At 72.0% G+C, this 11,409-nt stretch carries 7 protein-coding genes and 3 pseudogenes; 6 read left to right on the top strand and 4 right to left on the bottom strand.

The features are described from left to right. The first annotated feature begins 740 nt into the window (after window positions 1–740). The 3 genes and pseudogenes from PUR56_RS43365 (at window position 741) to PUR56_RS08815 (ending at window position 5,772) form a co-directional block, all read left to right on the top strand. Window positions 741–1,451, top strand: coding sequence for a PAS domain-containing protein (locus tag PUR56_RS43365; protein ID WP_443034465.1), 711 nt, complete (start codon window positions 741–743; stop codon window positions 1,449–1,451). Window positions 1,452–1,525: 74 nt separating this feature from the next. Then, window positions 1,526–2,290, top strand: a pseudogene (locus PUR56_RS43360) (PP2C family protein-serine/threonine phosphatase); the annotation flags it as partial. A 116-nt stretch (window positions 2,291–2,406) separates the two neighbouring features. Then, the gene (locus PUR56_RS08815) at window positions 2,407–5,772 is read left to right on the top strand and encodes a hypothetical protein (RefSeq protein WP_329948468.1); all 3,366 of its coding nucleotides are present in this window, start codon (window positions 2,407–2,409) and stop codon (window positions 5,770–5,772) included. 617 nt (window positions 5,773–6,389) lie between these two features. On the opposite strand, the gene PUR56_RS08810 is transcribed toward PUR56_RS08815, so the two are convergent. Continuing rightward, the gene (locus PUR56_RS08810; protein ID WP_329948467.1) at window positions 6,390–6,983 is read right to left on the bottom strand and encodes a TetR/AcrR family transcriptional regulator; all 594 of its coding nucleotides are present in this window, start codon (window positions 6,981–6,983) and stop codon (window positions 6,390–6,392) included. A gap of 85 nt (window positions 6,984–7,068) precedes the next feature. Between PUR56_RS08810 and PUR56_RS08805 the strand changes: the two genes are divergently transcribed. The 3 genes and pseudogenes from PUR56_RS08805 to PUR56_RS08795 all read left to right on the top strand — a co-directional run bounded on the left by PUR56_RS08805 (window position 7,069) and on the right by PUR56_RS08795 (window position 10,005). After that, a complete protein-coding gene (locus PUR56_RS08805; protein ID WP_329948466.1) occupies window positions 7,069–8,133 on the top strand; it encodes a saccharopine dehydrogenase in 1,065 nt (354 codons plus the stop codon). 385 nt (window positions 8,134–8,518) lie between these two features. Continuing rightward, window positions 8,519–9,334, top strand: a pseudogene (locus PUR56_RS08800) (reverse transcriptase domain-containing protein); the annotation flags it as partial. Between the two features lie 56 nt (window positions 9,335–9,390). Then, window positions 9,391–10,005: a group II intron maturase-specific domain-containing protein gene (locus tag PUR56_RS08795; protein WP_329948465.1), complete on the top strand. Its 615-nt coding sequence runs from the start codon at window positions 9,391–9,393 to the stop codon at window positions 10,003–10,005. Between the two features lie 84 nt (window positions 10,006–10,089). On the opposite strand, the pseudogene PUR56_RS43355 reads toward PUR56_RS08795, so the two are convergent. The 3 genes and pseudogenes from PUR56_RS43355 to PUR56_RS08780 all read right to left on the bottom strand — a co-directional run. Continuing rightward, window positions 10,090–10,224, bottom strand: a pseudogene (locus tag PUR56_RS43355) (IS110 family transposase); the annotation flags it as partial. A 102-nt stretch (window positions 10,225–10,326) separates the two neighbouring features. After that, window positions 10,327–10,581: a 3-hydroxyacyl-CoA dehydrogenase family protein gene (locus PUR56_RS08785; protein WP_329948464.1), complete on the bottom strand. Its 255-nt coding sequence runs from the start codon at window positions 10,579–10,581 to the stop codon at window positions 10,327–10,329. A gap of 316 nt (window positions 10,582–10,897) precedes the next feature. Then, window positions 10,898–11,409: dihydrofolate reductase family protein (locus PUR56_RS08780; RefSeq protein WP_329948463.1), on the bottom strand; the 512-nt coding region annotated here is incomplete at its 5' end.

The following is an 11,409-nucleotide window of genomic DNA, read 5'->3' as shown; positions in this document are numbered from 1 at the left end:
GCCAATCGGCGAACCATAGCTTCCTCGCCCGAATCACGGCTCTGCCGCGCCCGCAGCACCACCCCGAACCACCCACCCCTGACCGACCGAACCGTCCCTCCACCAGCACATATACCCATCCAAAGAGGAATCCAGCACTAGGCGGGCCCCTGAGGTCGCCGGCCTCGCCACATCACGGCGAGGCCGGCCGTCCTTCGCTACGGCACCTCCTGCTGCGGACGCCTCCCGGCGAAAGCGCGCACCCGCGACCGCCGACAGCCTTCGAGGATTACCTCGACCAGCTGGGCATCGCGGGAATGCGGGAAACGGCCAATGCAGTCGACCTGGACAAGCTGAAATGCGCCCGACAGTAGCCGCTGTGAGTTCCTGCGCTGCGCCAAGGGCTGAACGGCCTCCGACCGGTGTACTCGCGAGTTCGGCCGGAATCATCCGGTTCATCCCTTGAAGCGTCGAGCCAGTGTTCTCGGTCGGGCCTCCAGCCACGATGGACGCCCGACAAGCCCTGACATGCGACTTCGTCGGTGCACGGGGTTCGTAGGGGTGCCCCGGGAGCCCCACCACATTCCGCCGCCTGTGACCAGGGTGGCGGGCCCGCCTCGCGGGTACTGCTGCCCGCGAGGTTCGCAGGACATGCCGAGATGGCAGGCAAGCACGACAATGGATCACAGTCCGGAGTGTCCGGCGCCCCGGGGTTGCCTCGGCGGCACAGGGCCCTGGCGAGTGGAGCGGGTGGAGGGTCCATGGAACAGGGGACCTATGACGGCCACGAAGCGCGGTCCGTCGACATCGTCGGCGAGGGGCTGACCGCACGCGCCATCGTGGATGAACACGGCACCGTGACTGGGTGGAGCGAGGGCGCCGAGCGTCTTCTGGGGTATGCGGCGGCGGACGTCCTGGGCCGTCCGGCAGCCTCGCTGCTCGCCCGCACGCCCACCACGGAGGGTCTCCTCCCCTTGTCCGAGTTACCGAGGTGGAATGGCACGCTGGCTCTGCGCCACCGTGACGGCCGCAGTCTGCAGGTCAGGGCGTTGGCGCATCACCGGACGCCGGAGCGAGGAGGCGCCTCGTGGTTTCTCGTCTCGCCGCTGGCCGGGTCGCAGGTCCGGCCCGCGGACGAACCCATGGTGGCGTGGAGCTTCACCCAGTCCCCGGACCGCGCGCTGGCGCTGTACGACACCAGGCTTCGGCTGCGGCTCGCCAACGAGGACATGGAGCGGTATGTGGCCCTCAGCGAGTCGGACATGCGCGGGCTGCGGGTGAACGAGATCGTAGACGACGACGCGGGCGACCGGGCGGAGCAGGCCATGCTGCGGGTGCTGGAGACCGGCAAGCAGCACATCGAGACAGGGTTGCCGGGGAGACCCGCGAGCACGCCTGGTCGGTCCTCATGTCGCCGATACGGGACCGGGAAGGCCGTCTCCAAGGGGTGTGTCGCTCCGCGCACGACATGATGGAGCAGTACTGGGCCCGAAATCGCCTCTAGCTGATCGTCGAGGCCGGCACCCGCATCGGCAGCACGCTGGACGTGACGCGGACGGCGCAGGAACTGGCGGATGTGGCGGTCCCGAATCTCAGTGACTTCGTCAGCGTCGATCTGCTGACGTCCCTCGACGATCTGCACGAGCCGGCCTGGGGAACGCCGACGGCGCGCGGTCCTCTCAGGCTGCGGCGCATGGCCCACCAGTCCGTGTATCCGGGAACCCCCGAGGCGGCCGTCGCCCCGGGCGAGGTGGACGAGTACCCGGAGAACTCCCCGCCAGTGGCGGGCCTGCGCTCAGGACGCACCGTGCTGCACCAGGTGACCGACCCCGCGATCAACGACTGGGTGACCCACGACCCGCTCCGGGCCTCCCGGATCCGCGAGTTCGGCTTCCACTCGATGATGGTTGTGCCCCTGTCGGCGCGCGGCGCCACCCTGGGCGTCGTCGTCTTCACGCGCCACCGGCATCCCGACCCGTTCCAGCAGGACGACCTGGTGCTGGCCGAGGAGCTGGCGGCCCGGGCAGCTGTCTGCATCGACAACGCGCTGCGCTACACCCGTGAGCGCCGTACGGCCGTCACCCTGCAGCGCAGCCTGCTGCCGCAGCGGCTGCCCGAGCAGACTGCCGTGGAGGTCGCCAACCGCTACGTTCCGGCCGGAGCCCGGGCTGGGGTGGGCGGCGACTGGTTCGACGTGATCCCCTTGTCCGGAGCCAGGGTGGCTCTGGTCGTAGGCGACGTCGTGGGCCACGGCATTCACGCCTCCGCCACCATGGGACGGCTGCGCACCGCCGTCCGTACCCTCGCCGACATCGACCTGCCCCCCGACGAGTTGCTCACCCACCTCGACGACCTCGTGGCCCACCTGGCCGCCGATGCGCAGGAAACTCGGTGGGAGGAACCGACCGCGCCGTCCAGAATGGCCGCATGCCGTACGAAGCCGATCAGTTGCTCGCCGACCTCGACCCGCTCTCCCACTCGGAGCGCCAACGCCATGTCGCCCGCAGGGCCGGGGAGATCGCCGTCGACGGTGCACTCCCGGCGCTGCTGGCCGACCTGGAGCGCTCCGGCGTGTACGGCCGACGGCTGGCCGCACTCGCCGCGTCGGCCGGCCGCGCCACCGGCCACCTCATCGAGCGGCTGACCGACCCCGACCCGGTGGTCCGTGGCCACGCCCTGCGCGCCGCCCATTCCCAGGGCGTCCCGGACGAGGCGATCGAGGCGGCCTTCACCGGCGCTTCCTGCGCCCTTCGCCGCGAGCTCGCCAGGGCTGTCCGGCGCGGTCGCCGGCACGGGCTCGCCGAGCGGCTGGTGGTCCTTCTGCGCGCCGAGTGGGGCGACACCGAGGCCGCCCGGCTGCTCCCCGCCTGCGGCCCCGGGTTCGTCGCCCGGATCCTGCCCGAGCTCGCGCACGCCGTACCGCTCGCCCCCCTCGCCGCCCGCTTCCCGGACGAGGTCCTGGACCACCTGGAGCGGGTCCTCGCCGAGCACCCCGAGGCGCTGCGGCTCGGGCAGCGGTACGCCTTCGCCGGCGTCCTCGGCGCCGCCGTTCGGGCCCGCCCCGGACGGGTCCTCGACCTGCTGGAACGGTTCGGACCGAACCTCCCGCTGTGGCACGACCACCTGCCGCCGCTGGCCGCCACGGACGCCGAGCGCACCGTCCGACTCCTCGCAGACCCGCGACGCGGCACGGTCGGCCAGTACACCACGCCGCCGTCGACGGGCACGCTGCGCCGGCTGGTGCGCGCCGACCCGCCCTCGCTCCCAGCCCTGGGCCGCCGATGGCTGGCCGCGCCCCGCTGCTTCGCCGCCCTGCTGCGCGCCCTCCCGCCGGGCCGGCGTGACGAGTTCCTCGACCTCGTCTACGCCGGAACACTCCCGAAGGAGGGCGAACTCCCGCTCCTGTTCCCGTTGTTCCCGCACGCCCGGCGCCATGCCGAGGCACGGCGGGAGGTCGCCGCGCACCGCGCGCAGGGCCACCCCTGGGCCCGGATCGCCCCCGCCCTGGCGTACCTGCCCACGGAGGAGGCCCAGCCGCAGTTGCGGGCCGCGCTCTCCCGCCCGGACGCCGACGACCGGGCCGCCGCCTGGACGGCCCTGTTCGCCAACGCGGCCGCCTCCGACGACCGGGCCGCCGTCCTGGACGCGCTCGGCCTGCTGCCCCGGCTGCGCAACGAGCAGGACCCGGTGCGCTGCGCGGCGCTGACCGCGCTCGTCCAGGTGCCCGCACGGCTGCTGACCCGCGAGGCGGTCCCCCTCCTCGACGCCGCCGTGCACGACGCGGTCGACGCCCGTGACTGCTCGTACGCCACCCGCGCCGCCCTGCAGCGGCTGGTCACCGAGGTGCTGCGCGAGCACGCCGTCGCCGACGGAACGGAGCTGGTCGCCTGGGCACTGCGGAGCCTGCGGCGGATCGCCGGGCAGACCGGCACGGTGGAACTCGGCCGCCTGGAGCACCGGCTGCGGCGGGGCCAGGAGCATGCCGTGGTTGCGACCCTGCGGCCGTGGCTGGACGCCATGGCCGACACCGCGGACTACTGGCTGCTGTTCACCCTGGCCCGCTCCCTCGGCCGACGCGCCCGCGGCGTCCCGGAGCTGCAGGAACTCCTGCTGCACGCCCTCCAGTTCGGGTCTGACGCGGCGTTCGGCACAGCCGCCGCCCTGTGGCTGGACGACCCGCGCACCCGAGGGGCCCGGGTCGCCGAGATCCTCGAACTCGAACCCTCCGCCGCCGTCCTGGCACCGGTGCGCGCCGTCCTGGCCGAGCAGCGCACCGACCTGCTCGACCCGCTGCTCGCCCCCACCCCGCCGTACGGGCGGTTCCTCAAGCGGCCGCACCGTGCGCCCCTGCCGGAGACCCGGTCGGCGGGCCGCTGGACGCCGCGCCAGTGGCGGGCGGCCGCCCGCCTCGCCGCCGCGGCGGCGAACGACGCCACCCTGCCACTGCACGGGCGTGCCGGGGCCGTCCACGCCGCCGCCGGGATCCCGGAGTACGGAGAGGTGGTCGTCCGCGCCCAGCTGGACTCCTCCGAGGTGGTGCTCGTCGAGGCGGCGCTCGCCGCCTTGGCCTGGACGGACCGTCCTGCCGACGCGCTGGGCGACCTCCTGGCCCACGCGGGCGGCGACCGCGCCCGGGTGGCGGTCTACGCGGCCACCCGGGCCGCCCGCTTCGCCCCGCCCGGCGACCTCGCCCAGCGGCTCGGCGATCTGCTGTCCGTGGCCCGGGACAGCAAGGTGACCAGCCGCAAGGAAGCCGTACGCCTCGCCGCGGAGCACTTGCCGTCGCGGGCCGCCGCCGACCTGCTGGTCGGCGCGTACCGCGTCGAGGGCCAGCACCGCGACGTGCGCGCGGCCGCGGTCGCCTTCGCGACCGGCCTGCTGGACGCCGAACCCGTGTGGGAACTGCTCGCTGAGGCCGCCGGACCGGCTGAGCCACCGGTGCGCCGCGCCGTACTCCGGGCCGACCCGGGGCGTCTCCCCGGGATCCACCGGGCCCGCTACGCCCACCTGGTGGCCTCCGTCGCCGCCGCGCCGGAGCCGGAGGTCGCCGCGCCCGCCCTCGCCGCACTGTCGTGGTGGGCCGTCTGGGCCCCGGGGACCGCGGACGTGGCCCGACGGGCCGTCACCGATCCGGCGAACCGAGGCGCGTGGCGGGAGGCGGCGGGCGCCGTCCGGGCGCTGGCCGCCTCCGGACTGCCGCACCCCCTCGGCGGCGCCGCCCCGGGTAGCCTGCTGCACGGCACCGTCGTCGAACTCGCCGCCGCCGCGCGGACGGACGCCCCCGAGGCGGGGGAGGACCGGGACCTGCCGTCCCGCCGGAGGCTGGCCCACCTCGCCGACCTGCCCGCGGACGACGACCACCGGCCGCTGCTCGCCGGCATCGCCGACCTGCTCGCCGCCGAACCCGACCTGGCGGGCATCAGGGCGGCCGCGCTGCGCGGCCTGGTCGACCCCGCAGCCGGGCCGCAGGCGCTGACGGCCGCGCTGGGCGCGCTCGCCGACGCCCATCAGGGCCGCCCGGCGGCGGCCGCGCTCACCGCACTCGCACTGTCGCGGGAGCACGCCTCGGGACCGCTTCCGCCGCCCGGGACGCTCGACGCGCTGGCGCGGACCGCCCGCCGGGACGGGGACACCGGCGCGGCCGCGGGACTGTTCGCCGCCGCGCTGACGGAGGCGTTCGGGGGCCGCCTCGGCTGGCCCGGGGAGTGGCGGGCCTTCCTGCGCGAGCTTCGCCGCCACCCGTCGGCGGACGTCCGCGAGCGCGCCCTCGCGGCCGTCACGCACCCGGAGTGACCGTCGCCCGGGCTCTCCGAGGCACGACGACCGCATCCCGGTGGTTCTCCCGGCCGGTCTGTACAGGTTTCCGCAGGTCGGCGTCGGCGGAGACCGGTCGGGCCGGCGGTGTCCGGCCGAGGTTGCCGAACAGGCCAGAGGCGCCGCCCCCGGCTACCGTCGGCGAGCGGATACTGCGCCCGCAGGTCGGCGGGCAGTGGTCGGCCGAGGCGGTGCTCGGCGTCCGCGCGGGCCGCCTCGGTCACGGGCGGGGCGGCGTCTCGGTGTGTCCCAGGGTGTCGGCACGCCGCTTCAGGCGGGCGCGGAGCCGGGTGAGCGCCGGGTCCGGGTCGCCCACCGGGCCGGCGGTGCCGGCATTCTGGGCGCACCCGCCGAGGAGAGCCGGTAGCCGTGGTTCAGGACGGCCAGGAGGCCCGGACGCTCTCCGTGTAGGCGTGAGACGACATCTCGGGACGCGACCGGCGAGTACTCCCCGGACGGCCGGCACCGTGGGGGAGTCCTGTGCCCCCGCCGTGGTCCGCCGGGTTCGCGAACCGGCCGGCCCGGCCGGCCGGTGAGCAGGCCCGTCCGGCAGGCGGGTCACGTCCGGCTAGGACGACGTGTCCGCGTGTCCGTGGTCACCGGCTGTCGGTTCGGGCCTGGAGTCCGCCTACGACCAGGTCCGTCAGTGTGTCGGTCACATCGTCCTCGGACGCTCGTCCGCGGTTCAGTACGGCGGCGAGCGCTTCGGCCGCACCGAGCGCGCCGGCGCAGTACAGCCGGAGGGTGTCGGGCTCAAGGTGGGTGTACGGCCGCAGTGCGGCGGCCATCAGGTCCGCATAGCTGTCGGTCATCTCCTGTCTGCCCGCCTCCATGTCCGGATCGCCCTTCAGCGCCGCGGAAACGGCGTTGAGCTCCGGCATGTCGGTGGCGCAGGCGAAGTACGCGGCGCTGATGACGCGGGCGACCTCCTCGACAGTGGGCGCGGCGTCCTGCAGTGCCTGGGCGACCGAGGCCCGGTGGCGTTCGTCGAGGCGCCGGTAGAGCGCGAGCAGCAGGCCGGGGCGGGTGCCGAAGTGGTCGTACGCGATCGGCCTGCTGACGCCCGCAGCCTCGGCGAGGGTGGCCAGCGTGAGCCCGTCGGCGCCCCGGACGCGCACGATCGCCATGGCGGTGTCGAGCAGCTGCTCCCGCCTGGCGGCCTTGGGCAGGCGGGTCGGTGCGGTCGCCATGGTCCTCCCTTGCTGTCGCCTTCCAGGCTATGCTACAAAACGTAGGTTACAAAACGTAGGTTGGTGATCGAGAAGGAGACTCACCATGGGACAGCCCAACTCGGTTCTGATTCTGGGTGGTTCGGGTCAGGCGGGCGCGGGAGCCGCCGCCGTGCTGCGCCGATGGCACCCGGAACTGCCCCTGACGATCGCGGGCCGTGACGTCGGCCGCGCGCAGCGGGTCGCCGACGGACTCGGCGTGGCCACCGCCGCGACCGTCGACCTGCGGCGCGGGGATCTGGGCCTCTCGGCCGACGGGGAACACCTGGCGGTCGTCGCCGCGCTGTGGGACGACCGGTTGCTGGGGCTGCGGTACGCGCAGGAGCGCGGGCTGCCCTACCTGAGCATCTCCAGCGGCCTGGTGGACATCGCGCCGGAGATCGTCGCGAGCGCCCAACGGCCCTACAGCTCACCGATCTTGGTGGCAAGTCACTTCTGTGCGGGGGTCGGTGTTCTGGCGGTGCTGTATGCCACCAGGGAGTTCGAACAGATCGACACGATTCGGATCGGCGCCGTCCTGGACGAGTTGGACGCCGGCGGCCCCGCGGGGCTGGCCGATCTGGAGCGATGGGCCACCGCCACCTCGGCCGGACTGGTACGCCGTGACGGCGTGTTCACCTGGGTCGCCGAACCCGATGCACGGACGGATGTGCCGAGTTCCGACGGGATCCTGGTACCCGGCCAGAGCATCGCCATCCTCGACGTGCAGAGTCTTGCCCTGGCGACGGGAGCGCCGAACGTCCGCTTCGACTTCGCCGTCGGTGAGTCCGCGCGTCGGCGACGCGGCGGCCCCGCCTCCGTCGAGGTCCGCATCGACGTCGAAGGAACCGGCCCGGGAGGGCAGCCGCGCAGCCTGCACCGCTACCTCGTCCATCCGGAAGGGCAGCGGCCGCTGACCGCGCTGGGCGTCGCCCTCGGTGTCGAGCGGCTGATCGGGCTGCGCGGCGAAGCCGTTCCGCCGGGCATCCACACCCCCGAGGCACTGATCGACGCGTCCTACGCGGCTGAGCGTCTGGCGGAAATCGGCGCCGAGTTCGTCGACGGCCCGGCGGCAGATGAACGCCTGGCACCGAAGAGCCGGGCCACTGCACGACCCGGCACACCGTCGTAGGGCGGACGGGGTCTGATAGCCGGGTGTGTCCTGAACATGGATGGGAGTTGGTAGTAGGGCAGCTTCTGGAAATGGTGCTGTGCGAGAGATGAAGGATTTCGGCCCTTCGGAGTCGCCCTGTGGGGGGGGGAGGCTTCAAACCACCTCATGCTGCGTTGGCTGAAGACCGTCGTGGTGAGCGATGAGGAAAAGGCATCCAAGAGGTGTCAGGTGGGGATCGGGAAGACGAGCGCAAGCGAATCGCTGCTGACGTGTCGAAAACAGAATAGACGACATCGAAACCGAGGCGCTCCGGTTTGTCTCGGGATGAGTCTGGCGGGAGCCCACCTATTGGCCAGGCGGTGTCCGGCATGAAGGCGACGTGAGCCCGGTCTGCTGCTCTCGCATGGAACAGGAGAAGGCGTGCTCCGACACTGTCCACCCGGTACGGGTGGCGAGAGGGAGCGCCCCAAGCGGCCGAAACCGCAAGGGGTTGAGTACCGACGCGGAGTGCGCCGGCGGACCGGTCCGTAGTAGTGATGAAGCCTCTGTAATGGAGGTGGAGCGAAGGGGCCGGGTCGTCCGTGACCGTGTATGTCGTATCAACCAGAGGTCTTCTGGGAGGAATTCGATGGGCCGGTTGAAGTCACAGGCCAAGCCGTTCGAGATTTCAAAGTGGGAAGTGAAGGAGGCATGGGAGGAAGTCAGGGCGAACAAGGGTGCTCCGGGCGTGGACGGCGAGTCCATCGAAGAGTTCGAGAAGGACCTGAGGAACAATCTCTACAAGGTCTGGAATCGAATGTCGTCGGGCTCTTACTTTCCCTCTCCGGTGCGCGCGGTAGAGATTCCCAAGCCTCACGGTGATGGCATGAGGAGGCTCGGCATTCCGAATGTCTCCGACCGGGTGGCGCAGACCGTGGTGGCGCGGTATCTGATGCGGCGGGTGGATCCCATCTTCCACCCGGACAGCTACGGATACCGGCCCGGACGGTCGGCGCTGGACGCGGTCGGGGCCTGCCGGGAACGCTGCTGGAAGCGCGACTGGGTGGTCGAGATCGACATCCGGAAGTTCTTCGACAGCGTCCGGTGGGATCTGCTGGTCAAGGCTGTGGAAGCTCACACCGACGCCGTCTGGGTGAATTTGTATGTGCAGCGATGGTTCGCTGCTCCCATGCAGATGCCCGACGGCGCCTTGCTGGAACGGGAACGCGGGACGCCCCAGGGCGCCCCGGTGTCTCCCGTGCTGGCGAACCTGTTCCTGCACTACGCGTTCGATGTGTGGATGAGCGGGAGTTCCCGAACGTCACCTTCGAACGTTACGCGGACGACGCGGTGCTGCACTGCGTCACCGAGCGCCAGGCCCGCCAGGTGCTGGCCGCGCTCCGGAACAGGATGGAGGAGGTCGGGCTGGAACTGCACCCGGCCAAGACCCGGATCGTGTACTGCCGGGACGCGAAGCGCCAGGGCTCGTACGAGCACATGGAGTTCACGTTTCTGGGTTACACATTCCGAGCCAGGGCAAGCCGGACCCGGAGTGGGCAGACGTTCCTGTCCTTCTCGCCGGCGATCAGCAAGGACGCCCTGAAGAAGATCAGTGCGGAAGTCCGCTCCTGGCGGCTGCACCACCGCACCGGCTCGACCCTCATGGACCTCGTGCGGCGGATCAATCCCGTCGTCGCGGGGTGGATCAACTACTACGGCCGCTACGGCCGTTGGGTACTGATCCCGTTCCTTCAGCGCATCAATGCCTACTTGGTGCGTTGGATCCGCAGGAAGTATCGACGGCTGTCGCCGTTGCGGAAGGCCATTGCGAAGCTCCAGGAGATCGCCAAGCGGTATCCGCGGCTGTTCGCGCACTGGCCGGACACGACACCGGCGGCGTTGGCCTGGTGATCAGGATGACAAGAGCGGAGTGACAAGAGATTGTCACGTTCCGATCTGCGAGAGCCGAGGGGTGAGATTCCCCTCGGCTACTCGACTCAGCAGCGTCGACGGCCCGGCGTCGGTGAGGTCCAGGGACCGGTTCAGCGCGGGGAAGATGCCGTTCAGGAGGCTGCGGAGCCGGTTGACGGTGCGGGTGCGGTCGGCGACCAGGTCCGAGCGGTGGGCGGAGCGTCTGTGCCTTCGACCGGGCGCCATCGGCACCCGGTCGTCCGGCCGCAGCCGCCGTGCCCGCAAACGCGGTCTGTGCTTGGGTCTCCGACGCGTCCGGGTTCAGCCGGCGGTGGGGTAGCCGTAGAAGCCTTGCCCGGTCTTGACGCCGAGGTGGCCCGCGTCGACGTGCGTCCTCAGTAGCTCGCGCGGGCCGGCGGGCAGGTCGGGGCGTTCGGCGGCGTAGTGTTCCTCGATGTCCAGGACGACGTCCAGGCCGACCCGGTCCATCATCCGGAACGGGCCGGCGGGGGTGCCCATGTTGATCTCCCACATGCGGTCGGTGGCCACCGGCTTGCGGCCACGGTGATCCGTCACCGGCCGAACATCGGCCGGGACGGCGGGCGGGTGCCCTAGTTCCGTCCCGGCCGATCCGGAGGGAGGCCCCGGGGGAGCCAATACGGGGTTCGTCAACGGACCCGGGCCGCGTTCGGGAGGTGCTGACGGGCAGCATGGCGGGATGTCGGATCTACAGCGGGACATCGCCTCGCCGGTGGCCTTCGAGGCCACCGGCCCGGGGTCGGATCCTCCTCGATGCCGATCGCCGACAGCAGGTCCCGCTGCTCCTCCTCCAGGCCGCGCCAGCCGGCCCGCCGGGCCTGTACCCGCCGGCCGACTACTCCAGAACGGGCGCTCAGCGCCTCGTCTCGTACCTGGTCAGGACCACGCCGCAGGGAAGCGTCCGGGTCTCCACCAGGTTGAGGTTCACCCAGTTGTCCAGCGCGGTGAAGAAGGGCGTGCCGCCGCCCACCAGGACCGGCGCGGTGGCCAGTACGTACTCGTCAATCAGCCCGGCCCGCATGGCCGCCCCGGCGAGCGTCGCGCCGCCGATGTCCATCGGGCCGCCGTCCTCGGCCTTGAGCCGGGTGATCTCGGCGACCGCGTCGCCGGTGACCAGACGGGTGTTCCAGTCGACCTTGTCGATCGTCGAGGAGAACACCACCTTCGACATGTTCCGCCAGCGACGAGCGAACTCGATCTCCGCCGGGGTGGCGTTGGGCTGCTGGTCGCCGGTCGGCCAGTAGGAGCTCATCGTCTGCCACAGCTTGCGCCCGTACAGCGTCAGGTCGGTCGCCTGCAACTGGTCGGACCAGAACTGGAACAGCTCGTCGCTCGGCACGCTCCAGCCGATGTCGTCGCCGGGCG

Origin of the sequence: Streptomyces sp. BE303 (assembly GCF_036290945.1) — a bacterium.
GTDB lineage: Bacteria > Actinomycetota > Actinomycetes > Streptomycetales > Streptomycetaceae > Kitasatospora.
Note: the sequence above shows the minus strand (reverse complement) of the source record. Positions and strands in the feature narration are given on the sequence as shown.

Bases quoted from the DNA above. Each gene is read 5' to 3' on its own strand.
- PUR56_RS43365 (WP_443034465.1), top strand. From the start codon at position 741: ATGGAACAGGGGACCTATGACGGCCACGAAGCGCGGTCCGTCGACATC.
- PUR56_RS08815 (WP_329948468.1), top strand. From the start codon at position 2,407: ATGCCGTACGAAGCCGATCAGTTGCTCGCCGACCTCGACCCGCTCTCC.
- PUR56_RS08810 (WP_329948467.1), bottom strand. From the start codon at position 6,983: ATGGCGACCGCACCGACCCGCCTGCCCAAGGCCGCCAGGCGGGAGCAG.
- PUR56_RS08805 (WP_329948466.1), top strand. From the start codon at position 7,069: ATGGGACAGCCCAACTCGGTTCTGATTCTGGGTGGTTCGGGTCAGGCG.